This is a genomic window from Actinomadura keratinilytica, from assembly GCF_039539665.1.
Lineage (GTDB): Bacteria > Actinomycetota > Actinomycetes > Streptosporangiales > Streptosporangiaceae > Spirillospora > Spirillospora keratinilytica.
Genome location: NZ_BAABDO010000123.1, coordinates 1 through 18945 on the forward strand (window position 1 = coordinate 1; position 18945 = coordinate 18945).

Here is an 18945-nt window from a genome sequence, read left to right on the forward strand (position 1 = left end):
GGGCGGGCGCGGCGGCACGGGCCACCGCCGCGGTCGCCGCGGCGGCCGCGCGGCCGCTGGGGACCGCCGCCGCGCTGCTCGACCGGCTCCTGGCGCCGCTCGTCCCCGGCCCCGGCAACACCTACCGCGTGCTGGCGCGCAAGGACGAGGGCTGATCAGATCTTCGGCGTGAACGGGCGCCGGTACCGCGGATCGCCGGGACGCTCCCGGGCGCACAGCGCCGCCTCCACCAGTTCGACCGCCCGGAGCAGCGCCGCCATGCGGGCGCCCTCCTCGCGGTAGACGTCCAGCACGGCGTCCACCCCGTGCGGCGGCACCAGGCCGCCCAGTTCGACCCGCGCGGTGCGGAACCCCTCCCGCGCGGCGTCCACGGCCGCGCCCACGTGGTGCCGGGCCATGCGGGCCAGCGCGACCGGGTAGCGGCGCAGAACCCCGTGACGGCGGTACTCGGGCGGCACGAGTTCGAGCAGCCACGCCACCGCGGTGTCCTCGAAGCGCTCGCTGCCCGGCGGGTGCACCTGCGCGGGCCAGCCGGGCGGAACGTACGTGCTCACCGTCCCACGATAACCCGCCGTCGAACAGGTGTTCGATCGGGTGTCAGGGGGAGGACGGGCCGTCCGACGGCTCCGCGCCGTCCGACCCGGACCGCGCCGCCGGACCGCCGGAGGCGCCGTTCGCGGATCCGCCGCCCTCCGGCGCCGTGCCGGAGCGCCGGATGCGGATCTTGCCGGTGCTCAAGTCGTCGCGCCCGCCGCCCGCCTGCAGGCGGTCGTCGTGGCGGCGCAGCTTCTGCTGCTCCTGCTCCTCGACCTTGACCCGCCGCGACCCCTCGAACACGGTGGCGAGGTCCTCGAACATCGCCCCGCCGAACCCGGCGCCCGTCTGGCCGTCCCCGCGGATCGCGCCCATCAGCGACTTCTTGCCGGTGCCGTCGGTGGGCCAGTCGACCACCTCGTGCTGCTCCGGCCTGGGCCTGGCCTTGGCCTGCGCGCGATCGGCGGCACGGCCCTTCAGGCGCCCGCGCCGGCGGCGGAACGGCGACTTCACGTGACCACTCTCGCGGAACCTCCGCGCGCCGGGCGCGCGTCGCTTGCCCGCGCACCGGCGACCGTGCGGTTACGGCCGTGCACGCCACCTCCAGTGGTGGGAGAGAAACCTGGTTCGTCCGAGCCTACGTGGTCAGTGCCCAGTAGGCCCGTCTCGTACCGCCGAGACCACGGACTTTCCACGATAACCGGTGCGCCGACCGGTCCGCGCGGGTGAGCCGCGTCGCTCGGCCGGAGGCCGCCCGGGGCGGTAGCCTTCGGGCGTGCGTCTGTCCCATGTCATCCAGGTCCTGGACGAGATCTACCCGCCCGCGTGGGCCGAGTCGTGGGACGCCGTCGGACTGGTCTGCGGCGACCCCGACCAGGAGGTCGGCCGGGTGATGTTCGCCGTCGACCCCGTGTCGGCCGTCGTCGACGAGGCCCTGGAATGGGGCGCCGACCTGCTCGTCACCCACCACCCGCTGCTGCTGCGGCCGGTCCACGGCGTGGCCGCCACCACCCCCAAGGGGCGGCTCGTCCACCGCCTGATCAAGAACGGCACGGCCCTGTTCACCGCGCACACCAACGCCGACGTGGCCGACCCGGGCGTGTCGGACGCGCTGGCCCGCGCCGTCGGCCTGACCGGTGAGCTGCGCCCGATGGTCCCCGCCGCCGACGACCCCCGCCGCGGGCTCGGCCGCGTCGGGCGGCTGCCCGCCCCGCTGCCGCTGCGGGACTTCACCGCCCGCGTGGCCGCCGGGCTCCCCGCCACCGCCTGGGGCGTGCGGGCCGCGGGCGACCCCGACCGCCCCGTCGGCACCGTGGCCGTCTGCGGCGGCGCGGGCGACTCCCTGCTCGACACCGCCCGCGCCCTCGGCGTCGACGCCTACCTCACCGCGGACCTGCGGCACCACCCGGCGTCGGAGTTCGCCGAACACGGCGGCCCGGCGCTGATCGACGCCGCCCACTGGGCGACCGAATGGCCGTGGCTGGCCGACGCCGAACGCCGCCTGCGCGCCGCCGTGGCCGCCCCGGACGCCGCGGAGGCCGCGCGCAAGCTGGAGACCCGGGTGTCCACGCTCGTCACCGACGCGTGGCGCCTGCACGACGAAGGAGCAAAGTGAAAGCCGCACCGCAAGCCCAGCTGCGCCTGATCGACCTGCAGGAGCTGGACACCGCGCTCGACCGCCTCGCGCACCGCCGCCGCACGCTGCCCGAGCTGGCCGAGATCGAGCGCCTGCAGACCCGCGTGCGCGAGCTGCGCGACGCCGTGGTCGCCGCGGAGACCGAGATCGGCGACCTGGACCGCGAGCAGCGCAAGGCCGAGCAGGACGTCGAGCAGGTCCGGGCGCGGGCCGAACGCGACCGGCAGCGACTGGACTCCGGCCAGGTCTCCTCCGCCAAGGACCTCAGCGGCCTGCAGGCCGAGATCGCCTCGCTGCAGCGCCGCCAGTCCGACCTGGAGGAGGTCGTCCTGGAGATCATGGAGCGGCGGGAGGAGGCCGAGCGCCGGGCCGCCGCGCTGCGCGCCGACCACCAGGCCGCCGAGAGCGAGCTGGCCGACGCCGTCCGGCGCCGCGACGAGACCTGGCAGCGCATCGACGAGGAGACCGGCACCACCAGCGCCGCGCGCACCGCCGTCGCCAAGGACATCCCCGCCGACCTGCTCGGCCTGTACGAGAAGCTGCGCGGCCAGTTCGGCGGGGTGGGCGCCGCCAAGCTGTACCGGGGCTCCTGCCAGGGCTGCCACCTGGCGCTCAACACCGTCGACCTCAACCGCATCCGCGCCGCGGCGCCGGACGAGGTGGTCCGCTGCGAGGAGTGCCGCCGCATCCTCGTGCGCACCCCCGAGTCGGGGCTGTGAGCGCGCCCGCGAGCGGCGGCCGCCCGGGCCGCAGGCTCCTCGTGGAGGCCGACGGCGGGTCCCGGGGCAACCCCGGGCCCGCCGGGTACGGCGCACTGGTCCGCGACGCGCTCACCGGCGAGGTGCTGGCCGAGGTCGCCGAGTCGATCGGCACCGCCACCAACAACGTCGCCGAGTACCGCGGCCTGATCGCCGGGCTGGGCGCCGCCGCCGCCGTCGACCCGTCCGCCCGCGTCCAGGTGCGGATGGACTCCAAGCTCGTCGTCGAGCAGATGTCCGGCCGCTGGAAGATCAAGCACCCGGATCTGGTGCCGCTGGCGCTGCGGGCCCGGGAGGCCGCCGCGGGCCTGGGGTCGGTGGAGTACACCTGGATACCGCGCGAGCGCAACGCCCACGCCGACCGCCTGGCCAACGAGGCCATGGACGCCGCCGCCCGCGGCGAGCAGTGGAGCCGCGGCACCGGCGGCGCGTCCCGCGGCACGGCCGCCCCGCCCGAGGAGGAGGACGGCCCGGCGGAGGCCCCCGCCTGGTCGTCCGCCGCCACCACCCCCACCGTGACGCTCCTGCTCCGCCACGGCGAGACGGCCCTGTCGGTGGAGAAGCGCTTCGCGGGCACCGGCGACTTCCCGCTGACCGGCAACGGCGCCGCCCAGGCCGAGGCGGCGGCGCGGGCCCTGCGCGGCCAGGGGATCGACGCGATCGTCACCTCGCCGCTGAGCCGCTGCCGCGACACCGCCGCCGCGGTCGCCGCCGCGACCGGCGCCCCCGTCCGGGTCGAGGAGGGCCTGCGCGAGACCGACTTCGGCGACTGGGAGGGGCTCACCTTCGCCGAGGTGGGGGAGCGGTGGCCGGGCGAGCTGAAGGCGTGGCTGGCCGACCCGTCGGCCGCCCCGCCGAACGGGGAGAGCTTCACCGCGACCGCGCGCCGCGTCCGCACCGCCCTCGACAAGATCAAGGTGCGCCACCGCCACCGCAAGGTGCTGGTCGTCACCCACGTGACCCCCATCAAGCTGCTGGTGGTGTCCGCGCTCGGCGCCCCCATGCGGGCGATGTACCGGATGCAGCTGGACGTGGCGTCGCTGACCCGGATCGACTGGTACGACGACGGCCCCGCGACGCTGCGCTCGTTCAACGACGTCCACCATCTGTGACGCACCTGCGACCGGCCCGGCCTCCGGGCCGGTCGGTCCCGGCGCGCGGCCCCGATCGCGTCGAGGCGCCGTCCCGGCTCCGATAGGCTTGACGTACGGCGGACGAGCCGGCCGGACGGCCGCGTCGGGGTCCTGCGCCCCGCCGAGGAAGGTCCGGGCTCCACAGGGCAGGGTGGTCGGTAACACCGACCCGGGGTGACCCGCGGGACAGTGCCACAGAAAGCAGACCGCCATCGGCACCGCCGGTGGTAAGGGTGAAACGGTGAGGTAAGAGCTCACCAGCGCCCACGGTGACGTGGGCGGCTCGGTAAACCCCACCCGGAGCAAGGTCAAGAAGGGAAGCGGCGCTTCCCGCGCAGGCGTTCGAGGGCTGCCCGTCCGATGCCTGCGGGTGGACCGCTGGAGGTCGTCGGCAACGGCGACCCGAGATGGATGGCCGTCACCGCCGCTTGCGCGGCGGCACAGAACCCGGCCTACAGGCCGACTCGTCCGCCTTCATCCTTTTTGCCTGCAGCGGAGCGGTTACCCCTGCCCCTGGTTCCGCTGCGGTTCCGCTTGCGCTTCGGCGATCGGTGCTTCGATGGCGCCCCGCTCGCCCGCCGCTTCCGCGGTTCGGAGGCGGACGGGCCGTGCCCGGAGGCGGACGGCGGGGCGGACACGCGCCGAAGCAGGCGATTCAGCGGCGACTTCGGGTCATACGACACAGATGATTTCGAGCGGCGCCTCTACTGTTCGGGTACCGGCCGATCCCGGGGGATCGGCCGAAGACGGCGGGGCCGTCCGCGAGGCGGCCTCCGCGAGAGAGGAGCGCCGATGTTCGTCGTAGCGATCGCTGTCGGGCTCATCACGTTGCTGGCGTCACTGATCTTCCTGGCGGACTTCGCCCGGGCCACCCGGAGCGACGACCCCCGCCTGCCCGCCCACAACTCGCGGGCGCGGCGGCACCGTTGGGCGGTCGGGATGTACACGCGCGGTCCCGAGACCCGTGAGAAGGAGCTCGCCGGCCGGTGACGGGACCGGGCGGCGGCCGGTCGCACGGCCCGCCCGTCCCTCGGCCCAGGGCGCGCCCGCGCCTCAGGTGAGGGCGCGCCCGTCCGGCACCCCGTCGGGCGACCCGTCCGGTGCTTCGTCCGGCACGGGGACGAACGTCCCGGCGGTCCGGTCCAGCATGTGCACCTGGGCCGTCTCCAGGTCGAGGTAGAGCCCCACCAGTTCCAGGCCGCCGGCCTCGAACCGCTCGCGCAGCCAGGGATGGGTGAGCAGGTTGTCCAGCTGCTGCATCACGTTGATCTTGCACAGCCGGGTCAGCGGCGGCTCGTCCGGCCCGGCGCCGGGCTCGGCCTCCAGGAAGCGGACCAGGCTGTCCCGGCCGTGCCGCAGCCAGCGGGTCAGGGACGGCAGGTGCCGCACCTCGCGGCCTCCGGCCAGCAGGGCCGCCATGGCCCCGCAGTTGGAGTGGCCGCACACGGTGATGGTGCGGATGCCCAGCACGTTGACGGCGTACTCGACGGTGGCGGCCACCGAGTCGTCGGGCGTCGGGGAGCCGTGCCGCGGCACCAGGTTGCCGACGTTGCGGTTGATGAACAGGTCGCCGGGGCCGCTGGCGGTGATGATGTTGGGCACCACCCGCGAGTCCACGCAGGTGATGAACAGGTGCTCGGGCCGCTGCTCGAACGCCAGCTCCGCCATGATCGGCCGCACCAGGGGCGCCGTGCTGCCGTGGTACTCGCGCACGCCCGCCAGCAGCGGGGCGCTGCCCGGCGCCTCCGGCGCGTCCGGCTCCCGGAGCGGGTGACGGCGCCGCCGGTTCGCCCACGGAGCCCACCAGCGGGCGGACGGCGGGGGCTTGCGCGCAGGGGAAGTATCGCCGCTCATCGCCCTTTCATACCAATTGTCGTGAGCCCTGGTCGATGTCGCCCTCGCCACTCCCCGCCGCGGCGGGGAGCCGATGCGGCGCGCCGACGGGTCCGGCCGGTGCACGCGCGGCCTCCGCGGTGCCGACACGACGACGCGCCCGCCCGCCCTGCGAAGGGCGGACGGGCGCGTCGTCGGAGCGCGTCAGCGACGGTAGTCGCGGTGGCTCTCCCAGTCGTCGGGGTCGCGCGGCGGGCCGCCCGGGTAGGAGGAGCCGTACGAGCCGCTCTGGTCCTGGCCGCCCTGCTGGGGTGCCCCCGGGTTCTGCTGGTTGTAGTAGCCGCCGTACGCCTGGGTGGCGCCCGGGTCGCCGAAACCGCCGCCGGACGGCGTGCCGCCGGTTCCCTGGGGCGAGTCGAGGCCCAGCGGGTCGCCGCCGTAGCTGCTGCCGCTGAAGTCGCCGTAGCCGCCGGAGGACGGCTGCTCGCCCGGGCCCGGGAAGGACGACCCGAAGGGCTCGCGCCCGGTGTTCAGCGGGTCGTCGTACCCCCGGGACGAGTCGCCGTAGGCGGGCGACGTCGGGTAGCCGTCGGTGCCGCCCTGACCGGAGCCGTAGCCGCCCGTGCCGCCCGTGCCGCTCGAGGGCGGCGCCGACCACGGGCCGGTGGACGAGCCGAACGAGGAGGAGCTCTTGGTGCCGAGCGGGTCGTTCAGCGGGTCGTTCAGCGGGCTGCCGCCGGACGGGTCGGGGGACGCCGTCGGCGCCGGACGCGGAGCGGTGCTCGACCCGGCGGACCGCTCGTTCTGGATGCGCTGCAGCAGCTCGTCCACCGTGGGCAGCTTGTGGTCGTCGCCCCCGCCCGACGCCGCTCCCGACGAGGCCCCGGACGGCGCGGCGGGCGCCGACGGGGCCGGGGCGGAGGGAGCCGGAGGCGGCGAGGCGGACGGCGACGCGGCCGGAGGCGGCGCGGGCGGCGTCGTGCCGTAGCCGCCGGGGTCGCCGGGCTCCTGCGGGCGGCCGAGGTCGCCCAGGCCGCGGATGGGGTGCTCGTCGGTGCGGCCCAGGGGCAGCCCCAGGGCGTCGGTGCCGCCCTGGGCCCCGGAGCCGGACGGCGACAGCGGCCGGTCGAAGGCGTCGGGACGCGGCGACGGGCCGGTCGCGGGGCCGGGCGCGGCGGAGTGGCGGCCGCCGCCCAGCGGGTCGCCCCCGTACGGCGAGGACTGGTCGGCGCCGGGACCGCCGGGGCCGCCGGAGCCGTACGACGGGTCCGCGCCGCCGCCGGGGGGCGGGCCGAAGGGCGACTGGTCGGCGTTGCCGTAGGCGAGCTGGTCCTGGGGGCCGGTGCCGAAGGGCGGCTGGGCCTGGCGGCCCGCGAGGTCGGCGGGCAGCGGGTCGTTCGCGGTCGCCTGCGGGTCGCCGCCGGGCAGGTGCGAGGTCGCGCCGGGGTCGCCCGACAGGTGGGTGGTGGCGCCCGGGTCGGCCGACAGGTGCGCGGCCGGGGGGAACGAGGACGGCTGCTGCGGAACCTGCTGGGGGCCGGTGCCGCGTCCGCCCGGGACGGGCTCGGGGGCGCCGGGCATGTCGCCCATCGGCGCCTGCTGGTTCATCATGGGCGGCTCGCCGGGCATCGCAGGGGCGCCCGGGCCCGCGGCCTGGTTCTGCTGGCCCTGGGCGAGCAGCGGGTCCTCGGCCGGGTCGACCTCCGGCTGCTCCTCCTTGTCGTGCTGCCAGGGGAACTTGGGCTTGTCGAAGGTGATGGTGGCCCAGTAGTCGTCGTCGGCCATCTCGTCGGCGTCGCCTGCCTGCGGCGGGGACGCCGGGGTCGGCGCGGCGAGGGGACCGGACCCGCCCGCGACGCGGCGGTCGTAGCCGCCCTGGGGCGCCTGCTCGGGCCCGGCGCCCGCCTGGGCGTAGCCGTCCTCGTAGGCGCCGTCGTAGCCGTAGCCGTCGTCGGCCGGAGCCTCCTCGGGGCCGCCGCCGGAGCGGTAGCCGCCGCGGGGCGGCGCCTCGCTGTCCATCCAGTCATCGTCGTCGTCGCGGGCGGCCCGGCTGGCCCGCAGCCCCAGGGCCACCAGGACGACCACCAGGACGACGACCACGATCAGGCCGAAGACCACGATGTAAGTTGTCATGCCACCACCCAATGCCTTGGCCCGACGAGACGCGTCAGCGGGGCCCGCGGGTTCGTCCCGATTGCCGGCCTGCCGGTCGCCGATGCTCCGGTCCCGGGAGACCTAGACCGATTCTGACCGACAGACCGATTCTGACCGACCGCTATGACCGTTGTCACACCATTCGCGCACATCTGCCCTCGTCCGGCGCGCACCGGCCGACCCGCTGGTCGGCCCCCGCGCCACTGTCGTCTCCGGCCCCCCGGGTGGACGGCCCTGACCTCTGCGCTCTGCGGCCCCACGGTCAACGCGCCTGTTCGCTCCCGAAGTTCCCGGTGATCCGCCCCCGGCCCACCGTGTGCTCGGCGATCGCGCCGAGCGACTCCTCCAGCGGCGCGCCCCTGCGGAACAGCGGCTTGTCGTTGGAGACGTCCAGCGCGTAGATGGTGAACCGGTACCGGTGCCGCTCGTTCTCGGGCGGACACGGCGGCGTGTAGCCCACCTTGTCGCCGGTGTTGAGTCCCTCGACCGTCTTGTCCAGCCTGGCGCCCTCGACGATCTGCTGCGTGGTGCCGTCGATGCCCGCGATCACCCAGTGCACATAGGCGCTGTCGGCGTCGTCCATCACGATCGCGAACGACCGGGTGCCGGACGGGGTCCCCGACCACCGCAGCGGCGGGGTCCTGCCCTGCCCGCCAGGGTACGTGTTGCAGGCGTACCGCGTGGGCAGGTCGCGGCCATCGCGGAACACCGGGCTGGACACGGTGAACCACTCGGCCAGCTCGGCGCTCTGGTTCTGCGGCAGGCCGATCAGGCCGCAGCCGCTCAGCGCGCCGGCGAGCGCCAGGGCGGCCGCGGCGCCCGCGGTGGCCGTGACCGGACGCCGGTCTTTGCTCATCATCGCTACGCTCCCGGGCGAGATCGTACGCCGCGCCCCGCCGGACTCGGTGCAACTTGACGGTTCGTGCGTGGGCGGCCCGGGGGCCCGGCTCCTGGCGGGCCGCGTCCCCCTTGCCGCGTCCGGCCCCACCTTAGGGGTTCGATGGGGGTGGAACGGGTCTTTTCCCCCTGGCGGGCGGTGTGCCCGGCGAGAATCCCCGGCTGGAGAGATGATCTGTGAACTACGTCCCATGCCGTCCGATTCGGGGGGAAGCGGTGACGAAGTTCACGGCCCTCCCAACGTTCCAATTTGACGACTTGGAAACTTTCGCTGTTCTTCCGCCGTTTTTGCTTGGTTGCATCGTGCCTGGTCGGATAGTTTGTGAATGTCTTCACAAGCCGACCGTGACAGAGGAGGCCGCGAATGGCCAGGACCGTCGAGGAGACCCCTGGCGCTCCCCACATCCTCATCGTGGGTGGCGGCTACGTGGGCATGTACACCGCGCTGCGGCTGCAGAAGAAGCTGCGCCGCGAGCTCAAGCGCGGCGAGGTCAAGATCACAGTCGTTGACCCCAACTCGTACATGACCTACCAGCCGTTCCTGCCCGAGGCCGCCGCCGGGAACATCTCCCCGCGGCACGTGGTGGTACCGCTGCGCCGGGTGCTGCCGCGCTGCGCCGTGCGCAACGCCCGCGTGACCGAGCTGAACCACGCCGAGGGCTGGGCGATCGTGCAGCCGCTGGCCGGGCCGCCCGAGCGGATCTCCTACGACTACCTGGTGATGGCCGCCGGCGCGGTGCCGCGGATCCTGCCGATCCCCGGCCTGGCCGAGCACGGCATCAGCCTCAAGACGATCGGCGAGGCCATCCACCTGCGCAACCACGTGCTCCAGCAGCTGGAGATCGCCGAGTCCACCGCGGACGAGGAGATCCGCCGCAAGGCGCTGACCTTCGTGTTCGTCGGCGGCGGCTTCGCCGGCGTGGAGGCGGTCGCCGAGCTGGAGGACATGACCCGGCACGCGGTCCGGTACATGCGCAACGTCACCGCCGCGGACCTGCGGTTCGTGCTCGTTGAGGCGGCCGACCGGATCCTGCCCGAGGTCGGCCCGGACATGGGCAAGTGGACCGCCGAGCAGCTGCGCGGCCGCGGCATCGACGTGAAGCTGAAGACCCTGCTGAAGTCCGCGGTGGACGGCCAGATCGAGCTGTCGGACGGCAGCCGGTTCCCCGCCGGCACCCTGGTGTGGAACGCCGGCGTCAAGGCCGCCCCGGTCGTGCGCGGCAGCGACCTGCCGCTGGACGAGCGCGGCCGCGTCAAGGCCACCGAGTTCCTCACCGTCGAGGGCCTGGTGCGCGCGTTCACCGCCGGCGACAACGCGGCCGTCCCCGACCTGACCCAGGAGGGCATGACCTGCCCGCCCAACGCCCAGCACGCGGTGCGCCAGTCCAAGGTGCTCGCCGACAACCTGGTGCGGTCGCTGCGCGGCAAGCCCCTCAAGCCGTACGTCCACAACAACGTGGGCGCGGTCGCCGGCCTCGGCCTGCACAAGGGCGTCGCCTACACCTACGGCTTCCGGGTGAAGGGCTGGCCCGCCTGGTTCATGCACCGCACCTACCACGGCTCCCGGGTGCCGACGCTCAACCGCAAGATCCGGGTCCTGGCCGACTGGACGCTGGCGCTGTTCCTCAAGCGCGAGACCGTCTCGCTGGGCATCATCGAGCAGCCGCGCGCCGACTTCCAGCTGGCCGCGCTCGCCGACGCCCCGCCCCAGTCCAAGGCCAAGGAGAGCGCCGCCTGATCATCCCAGGCGGTACCTGCCCGCGAGGGGCGACACCCCGGGCAGCGGTTTCGACGCCCCGGCGGCCCACCCGGCCGCCGGGGCGTCGGACGTTCGCGGCCGGAAAATCCGGTTGCGCGGCCGCCGCGGCGATGTGCCAGTTTGACCCGATGAAGTCGTACACCTGGCCGGGCCGGATCGCCGTGGCGATGGAGGACAATCGGGCTGTGCGGATCGCAATCCTGGGGCCGCTGGAGGTGGTCGCGGACGGCCGTCCCGTCGGGATCGGGGGCGCGCGGCTGCGGGCGCTGCTGATCCGGCTGGCCCTGGAGGCGGGGCGGATGGTGCCCGCCGACCGGCTCATCGAGGACCTGTGGGAGGACGACGCCCCGCACGGCGCGCCCAACGCGCTGCAGTCGCTGGTGTCCCGGCTGCGCGCCGCGTTCCAGGAGGCCGGGGCGGGACGCGGCCGCCTGGAGTCGCGCCGCGGCGCCTACCGGCTGGCGGTGCCGCCGGAGGCGGTGGACGCGCACGACTTCGAGGCCCGGATCCGCCGGGCGCGCGGCCTGGCCGACCCGTCCGCCCGGTCCGCCGAGCTGCGCGCCGCCCTGGCGCTGTGGCGGGGCGCGGCGTTCGCCGCCGCGTCCGGGCTGCCGTTCGCCGACGGGCCCGCCGCCCGCCTGGAGGGGCTGCGCCGCGCCGCGCTGGACGAGCGGATCGACGCCGACCTGGCCCTCGGCCGATACGCCGAGCTGATCCCCGAACTGCAGGCCCTCGCCGCCGCCGAGCCGCTGCGCGAACCGCTGCGGGGCAGGCTCATGCGGGCCCTGTACGGGGCGGGCCGCCAGGCCGAGGCGCTGGCCGAGTACGAGTCGATCAGGACCCTGCTCGGCGAGCGGCTCGGCGTCGACCCCTCGCCCGACCTGGAGGCGGTGTACCTGGCGGTGCTCCGCCGCGACTCCGCCGTGCTCGTCCCGGCCGCCCCGGAACCGGCCGCGGCCCCGCCCGTGAACCGCGCTCCCGCCGGACGGCCCCCGCAGCGGCCCTCCGAGCGGCCTCCCGGGCCCGCCCCCGCGGATCCGCCCGCACGCTCCGCGTCCGGCGACGAGGCCGTGCCCGCCCCCCGCGGCAACCTGCGCGCGCCGCTGACCAGCTTCATCGGCCGCGACCACGACCTGAAGGCGGTCGACGAGCTGCTCGGCGAGGGCCGGCTGGTCACCCTGACCGGCCCGGGCGGGTCCGGCAAGACGCGGCTGTCGGTCGAGGCGGGCCGGCGGATGCTCGACCGGATGCCCGACGGGGTCTGGGTGGTGGAGCTGGCGCCGGTCGTCGACCCGGCCGAGGTGCCCTCCGCCGTGCTCGGCGCGCTCGGCATGCACGAGACGAAGCTGATCGGCGCGGCGAACCGGCTGCTGCCCGAGCAGGGCGACGCGCTGGACCGGCTGGTGGCCGCCCTGGCCCGAAAACGCCTGCTGCTGCTGTTGGACAACTGCGAGCACGTGCTCGACGCGGCGGCCCGGCTCGCCGACCGGGTGCTGGCGCACTGCCCCGGCGTGCGGGTGCTGGCCACCAGCCGCGAACCTCTCGGCATCACCGGCGAGACGCTGTGGCCGGTGCCGCCGCTGGAACCGCCGCCCCCCGACGCCTGCGCCGCCGAGGCGATGACCTACCCGGCCGTCCGGCTGCTGGCCGACCGCGCCGCCGCCGTCCGCCCCGGTTTCGCGGTGACCGACGCCAACGCCCCCCACGTGACGCGCATCTGCCGGGCGCTGGACGGCATGCCGCTGGCGATCGAGCTGGCCGCCGCCCGGTTGCGCGCTCTGACGCCCGGCCAGCTCGCCGCCCGCCTGGACGACCGGTTCCGGCTGCTCACCGGGGGCAGCCGCACCGCGCTGCCCCGCCACCAGACGCTGCGATCGGTCGTCGAGTGGAGCTGGGAGCTGCTGTCGGACGCCGAACGGGCGCTGTGGCGGCGGCTGGCGCTGTTCACCGGCGGCGCCACCCTCGACAGCGCCGAGGCCGTCTGCGCGGGCGACGGCCTGGACCGCGCCGAGATCCTGGACGTGCTCACCGGCCTGGTGGACAAGTCCCTGGTGTGCATGGTCGAACAGGACGGCGGCGAGCCCCGCTACGGCATGCTGGAGACCGTCCGCGCCTACGGGCTGGAGCGCCTGGCCGAGGCCGGCGAGGAGGACCGGCTGCGCCGCGCCCACGCCGAGCACTTCCTGCGCCTGGCCGAGACCGCCGAGCCCCGCCTGTACCGGCACGACCAGCTCGACTGGCTGGCGCGGCTGGCGGCCGAGCACGACAACACGCACGCCGCGCTGCACTGGGCGATCTCCGCGGGCGAGGCGGCCCTGGCGGTGCGGTTCTGCGCCGCGCTGGGCTGGTACTGGTTCCTGCGCGGCGACCTGAGCGAGCACGCCGACGCGCTGGAGGAGATGGCGCGGCTGCCGGACCTTCCCGTCGACCAGAGCACCGCGGTGGCGCTGGCGGTGGGCGCCATGACGTCCCTGGACATGGTGGACGACTCCCCGGTCGTGGAGCTGCTGCTGCGCGCCCGGGACATCTGCGAGCGGCTGGGCGAGAAGCCGGCGCATCCGGTGCTGCGGCTGATGCTGGCGACCCTGGAGCTGCACATGTCCGGCTGGAGCCCCGACCACTTCTCGACGGTCGAAGCCCTGCTGGACGACCCGGACCCCTGGGTGCGCGGCGTCGCCCGCTTCACCCGGGTGCAGATGGGCATGGCCTTCGGGCTCGGCGAGGAACTGGAAGAGCACGTGGAGAAGGCCATCGCCGAGTTCCAGGCGATCGGCGACCGGTGGGGCCTGTCGTTCGCGCTGACGGCGCGGGCGGAGCTGCAGGCGCGCCGGGGCCGGCGCCGCGACGCCGTCGCGACGCTGGAGCGGGCGGCGGGCCTCAGCGAGGGGTTCGGCGGCGGCACGGCCATGCGGCTGCACACCACGCTGGCGCTTGCGCGGCAGGTGTCCCTGGTCGGCGACCGCGCCCGCGCCGAGGAACTGCTGGCGGCCGCCCTCCGCGACACCGAGCGCACGGGCGTCAAGGAGGGGGCGAGCCTCGTCCACCAGCAGACGGCCGAGCTCCTGCGCCGGGCCGGGGAGACACGGGAGGCGTCGCGCCGCCTGGACCGCGCCGAGGAGCTGCTGGGCGGGAACGCGCACGGCATCCTGCGGGCGCTCATGCTGATCACCCGGGCGTTCCTGGACCTGGACGAGGGGGACGCCGAGCGGGCCCGGCCCCGGCTGGAGCAGGCCGTGCGCCTCGGGGTGGAGGGGTACGACCACACGACGGTCTCCGCCGCGCTGGTGGCGCTGGCGCACGTCGCGCTCGCCGGCGACGACCCCAAACGCGCCGCCGAGCTGGTCGGCACCGCCGACGCGCTGCGCGGCATGCCCGACCTGTCGTTCCCCGAGGCGCTGGACGCCGAGCGCGCCGCGCGCGCGGCCCTCGGCGACGCCGCCTACACCGCCGCCTACCGGCGCGGCCGCGGCCGGACGTTCGACGACGTGCTGGAGGAGTTCGGCATCACGCGCCCGCCCGCCCCCGGCGGCGTCCTGACGCGGCCCTCCGGCGGACGCCCGGACGCCTGACCCGGGCGGCGCGCTCGGGCGCGCACCGCCCGGGACGCCCGATGGCCTGTCCCTTATGCCCTGCCCCTTATGAACTGTCCCTTATGTCCTGTCCCGATGCCCTGTCCATATGCCGGGGGCGTCTCAGACGCGGCGGCGCAGCTCCCGGACCGACAGCGGGGCGAACACGGCCATGAACGCCAGGCCCCACACCACCGCGATCCAGGCGTGCGCCAGCACCGGACCGCCCACCAGCAGCCCGCGGATCGCCTCCACCAGCTGCGTCAGCGGGTTGTTGCGCATCACGAACGCCAGCCAGTCCGGGGTGCCCGGGGACAGCCGGATGAACGCGGTGCTCAGGAACGTGATCGGGAAGATGATCGTGAAACCGAAGATCTGCACCTTCTCCGGCTCGCTCGCCTTGACCCCGACGTACACCGAGATCCAGGTGAACAGCAGCGCGAACAGCAGGATCAGCCCGAACGCGGCGACCAGGCCGAGCGGACCGGTCCCGATCCGGAACCCGATGGCGAACCCGACCAGCAGCAGCACCAGCATCGACCACGCCTGCTTGACGGTGTCGGCGATGATCCGGCCGACCAGGGGCGCGCTGCGCGAGATCGGCAGGCTGCGGAACCGGTCGTACACCCCCTTGGTGATGTCCACGTTCAGCCCGTAACCGGTGGTCATCCCGGCGAACAGCGCGTTCTGCGCGATGATGCCGGGGATCACGATGGGCAGGTAGGCCTCGACGCTGCCCGCCATCGGCGGGCCGAACACGTAGGCGAACAGCAGCACGAACATGATGGGCTGGATGGACAGGTCCAGCAGCTCCATCGGGTTGTGCTTGATCTGCACCAGGTTCCGCCAGGCCAGCGTGGCCACATGGCGGGCGGTGGCGGCGGCGGTGACCCGCCGGGTCGGCGCGGGGCGGGCCGGCCCTCCCGCGGCGGCGGTGGCGGTGCTCATGCGGCGGCTCCTTCGTTCTCGGGCAGTTCGCCGGCCGGCTGCTCCGCCGCGTCGGTGCGGTGGCCGGTCAGGGCGAAGAACACCTCGTCCAGGCTGGACTTGCGCAGCGACAGCTCGCCGACGGTGACACCGGCGTCGTCCAGGCGGCGCACCACCGCGGGCATGACCGCCGGGTCGGTGACCGGGACCGACACCAGCCCGTCGCGCACCTCGGGGGAGCCGCCGGTCAGCTCGGCCACCACCCGCGCCACGGTGACCTGGTCGGCCTCGTACACCGGCCGCACCTCCAGCACCCGGCCGCCGGTCTGCGCCTTCAGCTCGTCGGAGCTGCCGTGCGCGATGACCGTGCCGCGGTCGATGACGATGATGTCGTCGGCGAGCTGGTCGGCCTCCTCCAGATACTGGGTGGTCAGCAGCACGGTGACACCGTCGTCGGCCAGGCCGCGCACGATGTCCCACAGGCCGCCGCGGCTGCGCGGGTCCAGTCCGGTGGTGGGCTCGTCCAGGAACAGCACCTGCGGCCGCCCCACCAGGCTGGCGGCCAGGTCGAGCCGACGGCGCATGCCGCCGGAGTAGGTCTTGGCGGCGCGCTCGGCCGCGTCGGTCAGCTCGAAGCGCTCCAGCAGCTCGGCGGCGCGCGCCTTGGCCCGGCGCCGCGGCAGGCCCAGCAGCCTCCCGATCAGCACCAGGTTCTCGGTGCCGGTGAGCATCTCGTCGACCGCGGCGTACTGCCCGGTCAGGCCGATCAGCTGGCGCACCTGGTGCGCCTGCCGGACCACGTCGAAACCGCCGACCTCGGCGGTGCCGGCCGTGGGTTCCAGCAGCGTGGCCAGGATCCGGGTGGTGGTGGTCTTGCCGGCGCCGTTGGGGCCGAGCACCCCGAGCACGGTGCCGGGTTCGACGGTGAACGACACGCCGGCCAGGGCCTGCGTGTCGCCGAACCGCTTCACCAGGCCGTCGGCCCGGATGGCGTAGGTCATGAGGGGTACTCCTCGTCCTTCATCGGCCGCCGGGGCGGCCGATAGGCGGGTCGGACAACGGATCGGGCGGTCACCGGCACGCCGGGGAAGGCGTCCGCGGGACGTTCCGCCGCGGGGCGGCGGGACGAACCGGACGACGGACCAGACGCCGCCTGGTGCACCGCGCCCCCCAGCCTTCCCGCCGTCGCTGACAGGACGCGGGCGGCACGGCGCCTCCCGGACCACCGTCGCACGCGGCACTGACAGAACGCTGAGATCGCCGTCACAGCCGCGCCGCCCGCCGCCCGGTCCGCCGACATGCGCTGGTGAGACGCCCGGGGGTCATAAACTCGGGGACGTGACGACGGTGCGGCGCACCCACGAGCCCGACGGCGGGACGCCGCACCCGCCGCGGTTGCGGCCGCCCGCGCACCGGGTGGCGCGCCGCGCCATGGCGCACTGGGCGATCGAGTCCGCCCTGCTGTGGGGCCTGGCGTCCGGGCTGGCCTGGGGCGCGGCCGCCTTCGTCGACGAATGGGACGGCCGGCGGCGCTGGGACGGCCTGCTCGGCTGGCTCGGCGAGCGGGTCTGGTGGCTGCCGGTCGCGGTGGCCGCCGCCGGGGTGCTCATGACGGCCGTCACGCCGGTGTGGCGCTACCGGGTGCACCGCTGGGAGGTCAGCGCCGACGTCGTCTACACCCGCACCGGCTGGTTCAGCCGCGAGTGGCTGCTGGTCCCGGTGAGCCGCATCCAGACCGTCGACACCGAGCAGGGCTGGATCGAACGGCTGCTGGGCCTGGCCACCATCGAGATCAACACCGCGTCGCACGCGGGGTCGTCCGAGGTGGCGGGGCTGCCGGCGGACGTGGCGGCGCGACTGGCCGAACAGCTCGCCCACCGGGCGCACGACCTGCGCGACGACGCGACGTGACCACCCGCGACCGGCATCGGGACCAGCACCGGGAGCACGCCGCCGCCACCGCCGCGCGGCCGCGTGCGGCGCGGCTGCACCCGCTGACCTTCGTCGTGGGCGCCGTCCGCGAGCTGATCGCCCTGCTGGCGGCCGGCGCGGCCGGGCTCGCCGTGGGCGGCCTGTCCACGGCGTTCTTCTTCACCCTGGCGGGGCTGGCGTTCGGGCTGCTGGTGCACGTGGCCGGCTGGGCGACGTTCACCTACACCCTGTACGACGACCGCCTGGAGCTGCGCCGGGCCCTCGTCGGCCGGTCGGTCAAGACGATCCCGCGCGACCGCATCCGCGGCGTCGACATCAGTGCGGCGCTCCCGCACCGGCTGCTGGGCCTGGCCATCGTGCACATCGACGCGGGCGCGGACGGGGGAGAGGGCGTGCTGAACGCCGTCTCCCGCCAGGAGGCCGAGCGGCTGCGCCGGCTGCTGCTGGCCGCGCACACCGCGTCCCCGGAGGAGCCGGCGCGCGCGCCGCGACGCGTACTGGCGCGGATGCGCCCCCGCTGGTTCCTGTACGCGCCGTTGAGCGGCGCCTACCTGCTGACGCCGTTCGCGCTGGCGGGAAGCTTCCTGGGAACGCTCTACAACCTCGGGGACGACCTGGGGCTCATCACCCGCGAACGCGTGGAGCACGTGGGCCACGACGTGGTCGGCCTGCCCACGGCCGTGGTCGTCGCCGTGGCGGTGCTGTTCGTCCTGGCCATGCCGGTCATGTCGGTGGTGGCGTTCGCCCTGTTCAACTGGGACTTCACCGTGTACGAGCGCGACGGCTCGGTGGTGGCCCGGCGGGGGCTGGTCACGCGCCGCAGCGTCTCCCTGGAGCGGCGCCGCCTGCGCGGGGTGGAGCTGACCGACAACCTGTTCGAGCGGCTCACCCGGGTGGCGCGCCTGGGCGCCCTGGTGACGGGCCTGGGTGACGCCTCGCACCGCGGGCGGCTGCTGCCCGCCTCCCCGCGTCCGTTCGCCGCGGACCTGGCGGAACGGGTGCTCGGCTCCATCCCCGCCCCGCTCGTGGGGCATCCGCCCGCGGCGCGCGGCCGCCGTGTCGTGCGCGCCGTGGCGCCCCCGCTCGGGCTGGCGGCGCTGGCGCTGCTGGCGGGCCGGCCCGCGGTCGCCTACGGCTGCGTCGCACTGGCCCTGCTGGGCGTACCGCTGGGCCTGGACCGCTACCGGCAGCTGGGGCACGCCACGGACGGGGCCCGCCTCACCGTGCGGTCGGGTTCCCTGCGGCGCCGCCAGGTGGTCGTCGAGCACGGCGCCGTGGTGGGCTGGCGGATCCGGCAGACGCTGTTCCAGCGCAGGCTCGGGCTGTCCACGCTCGTCGTCGCCGTGGGGGCCGGCGACGGCGCCTGCCCCGCCACCGACATGGCGCACGGCGACGCCGTGGCGTTCGCGGCCCGCATCACCCCCGAGTGGGTCGCCCCCTTCCTCGAGGACGACCCGGACGCCGACCGCTGACGCGGGGCCGGATGCGGCTGCGCCGCCCGACCTGCTTACTACCTACCTACCTACCTGTCCGGGGCCGCTCAGTCGGGGCGGCGGGCGCCGAACATGATCTCGTCCCAGGACGGCACCGACGCGCGCTTGCCCTTGGCGCGGCGCCGGCGCGCGGGCCGCTGCGGCGCCGGGGCGTCGCCCGCGGGGGTTCCGGCGGCCGGCTTGTCCACCTGGGCGGCGGGCATGGCGGCACGTCCCGCCGACTTCTTCTTGCCCCCGGGGCGCGCGGGCTGGTGCGCGGGCCGCTGCGGCGGGGCCGGCTTGGGCGCGGCCGCGGCGGGTGCGGCGGGCTCCTGGGGCGG

15 protein-coding genes, 1 other RNA gene and 1 pseudogene are annotated in these 18945 nt (G+C 75.3%); 9 read left to right on the plus strand and 8 right to left on the minus strand.

Annotation, left to right across the window (positions count from 1 at the left end; all coding sequences use genetic code 11):
* Positions 1-155 precede the first annotated feature (155 nt).
* Together ABD879_RS27235 and ABD879_RS27240 are read right to left on the minus strand one after the other, a co-directional pair.
* Positions 156-554 carry a hypothetical protein gene (locus ABD879_RS27235; RefSeq protein WP_345024494.1) on the minus strand — a complete coding sequence of 133 codons (399 nt, stop codon included), beginning with the start codon at positions 552-554 and terminating at the stop codon, positions 156-158.
* Between the two features lie 43 nt (positions 555-597).
* Positions 598-1047 carry a DUF6191 domain-containing protein gene (locus ABD879_RS27240; RefSeq protein WP_345024495.1) on the minus strand — a complete coding sequence of 150 codons (450 nt, stop codon included), beginning with the start codon at positions 1045-1047 and terminating at the stop codon, positions 598-600.
* Positions 1048-1309: 262 nt separating this feature from the next.
* On the opposite strand from ABD879_RS27240, the gene ABD879_RS27245 reads away from it, so the two are divergent.
* The 5 genes from ABD879_RS27245 to ABD879_RS27265 all read left to right on the plus strand — a co-directional run bounded on the left by ABD879_RS27245 (position 1310) and on the right by ABD879_RS27265 (position 5051).
* The gene (locus ABD879_RS27245; protein WP_345024497.1) at positions 1310-2149 is read left to right on the plus strand and encodes a Nif3-like dinuclear metal center hexameric protein; all 840 of its coding nucleotides are present in this window, start codon (positions 1310-1312) and stop codon (positions 2147-2149) included.
* Entirely contained in the window at positions 2146-2889 is a 744-nt protein-coding gene (locus tag ABD879_RS27250) for a zinc ribbon domain-containing protein (protein ID WP_345024498.1), read from the plus strand. Before ABD879_RS27245 ends, ABD879_RS27250 begins: the two co-directional genes overlap by 4 nt.
* A complete protein-coding gene (locus ABD879_RS27255; protein WP_345024499.1) occupies positions 2886-4040 on the plus strand; it encodes a bifunctional RNase H/acid phosphatase in 1155 nt (384 codons plus the stop codon). Before ABD879_RS27250 ends, ABD879_RS27255 begins: the two co-directional genes overlap by 4 nt.
* Before the next feature lie 103 nt (positions 4041-4143).
* Positions 4144-4532: RNase P RNA component class A (rnpB, locus tag ABD879_RS27260), an RNA gene on the plus strand.
* 321 nt (positions 4533-4853) lie between these two features.
* Entirely contained in the window at positions 4854-5051 is a 198-nt protein-coding gene (locus ABD879_RS27265) for a hypothetical protein (RefSeq protein ID WP_285495183.1), read from the plus strand.
* A 63-nt stretch (positions 5052-5114) separates the two neighbouring features.
* Here ABD879_RS27265 and ABD879_RS27270 read toward each other — a convergent pair whose 3' ends face one another.
* From ABD879_RS27270 to ABD879_RS27280, 3 genes are all read right to left on the minus strand, one after another.
* On the minus strand, positions 5115-5915 hold the full coding sequence (locus tag ABD879_RS27270; RefSeq protein WP_345024500.1) for a carbonic anhydrase: 801 nt from the start codon (positions 5913-5915) through the stop codon (positions 5115-5117).
* Between the two features lie 183 nt (positions 5916-6098).
* Entirely contained in the window at positions 6099-8027 is a 1929-nt protein-coding gene (locus ABD879_RS27275) for a hypothetical protein (protein WP_345024501.1), read from the minus strand.
* 283 nt (positions 8028-8310) lie between these two features.
* Positions 8311-8904 (minus strand): YbhB/YbcL family Raf kinase inhibitor-like protein, encoded by a 594-nt coding sequence (locus ABD879_RS27280; protein ID WP_345024502.1) that lies wholly within the window; start codon positions 8902-8904, stop codon positions 8311-8313.
* Between the two features lie 405 nt (positions 8905-9309).
* Here ABD879_RS27280 and ABD879_RS27285 point away from each other — a divergent pair, with 405 nt between their 5' ends.
* A complete protein-coding gene (locus ABD879_RS27285; protein ID WP_345024503.1) occupies positions 9310-10683 on the plus strand; it encodes an NAD(P)/FAD-dependent oxidoreductase in 1374 nt (457 codons plus the stop codon).
* A 206-nt stretch (positions 10684-10889) separates the two neighbouring features.
* Positions 10890-14273: an AfsR/SARP family transcriptional regulator gene (locus ABD879_RS27290; protein ID WP_345024504.1), complete on the plus strand. Its 3384-nt coding sequence runs from the start codon at positions 10890-10892 to the stop codon at positions 14271-14273.
* A 123-nt stretch (positions 14274-14396) separates the two neighbouring features.
* Here the strand turns inward: ABD879_RS27290 and ABD879_RS27295 are convergent, their stop codons facing one another.
* Positions 14397-15221 carry an ABC transporter permease gene (locus tag ABD879_RS27295; RefSeq protein ID WP_345024505.1) on the minus strand — a complete coding sequence of 275 codons (825 nt, stop codon included), beginning with the start codon at positions 15219-15221 and terminating at the stop codon, positions 14397-14399.
* A complete protein-coding gene (locus tag ABD879_RS27300) occupies positions 15218-16201 on the minus strand; it encodes an ATP-binding cassette domain-containing protein (RefSeq protein WP_345024506.1) in 984 nt (327 codons plus the stop codon). Before ABD879_RS27300 ends, ABD879_RS27295 begins: the two co-directional genes overlap by 4 nt.
* Before the next feature lie 337 nt (positions 16202-16538).
* Here ABD879_RS27300 and ABD879_RS27305 point away from each other — a divergent pair, with 337 nt between their 5' ends.
* Entirely contained in the window at positions 16539-17111 is a 573-nt protein-coding gene (locus tag ABD879_RS27305; protein WP_345024507.1) for a PH domain-containing protein, read from the plus strand.
* A complete protein-coding gene (locus tag ABD879_RS27310) occupies positions 17108-18604 on the plus strand; it encodes a PH domain-containing protein (RefSeq protein WP_345024508.1) in 1497 nt (498 codons plus the stop codon). Before ABD879_RS27305 ends, ABD879_RS27310 begins: the two co-directional genes overlap by 4 nt.
* A 68-nt stretch (positions 18605-18672) precedes the next feature.
* Here the strand turns inward: ABD879_RS27310 and ABD879_RS27315 are convergent.
* Positions 18673-18945, minus strand: a pseudogene (locus ABD879_RS27315) (septation protein SepH); the annotation flags it as partial.

What these genes read in the sequence shown, in the direction of transcription:
- ABD879_RS27285 (WP_345024503.1), top strand. Translation starts at nt 9,310, where the DNA reads ATGGCCAGGACCGTCGAGGAGACCCCTGGCGCTCCCCACATCCTCATC.
- ABD879_RS27275 (WP_345024501.1), bottom strand. Translation starts at nt 8,027, where the DNA reads ATGACAACTTACATCGTGGTCTTCGGCCTGATCGTGGTCGTCGTCCTG.
- ABD879_RS27295 (WP_345024505.1), bottom strand. Translation starts at nt 15,221, where the DNA reads ATGAGCACCGCCACCGCCGCCGCGGGAGGGCCGGCCCGCCCCGCGCCG.
- ABD879_RS27300 (WP_345024506.1), bottom strand. Translation starts at nt 16,201, where the DNA reads ATGACCTACGCCATCCGGGCCGACGGCCTGGTGAAGCGGTTCGGCGAC.
- ABD879_RS27280 (WP_345024502.1), bottom strand. Translation starts at nt 8,904, where the DNA reads ATGAGCAAAGACCGGCGTCCGGTCACGGCCACCGCGGGCGCCGCGGCC.
- ABD879_RS27265 (WP_285495183.1), top strand. Translation starts at nt 4,854, where the DNA reads ATGTTCGTCGTAGCGATCGCTGTCGGGCTCATCACGTTGCTGGCGTCA.
- ABD879_RS27270 (WP_345024500.1), bottom strand. Translation starts at nt 5,915, where the DNA reads ATGAGCGGCGATACTTCCCCTGCGCGCAAGCCCCCGCCGTCCGCCCGC.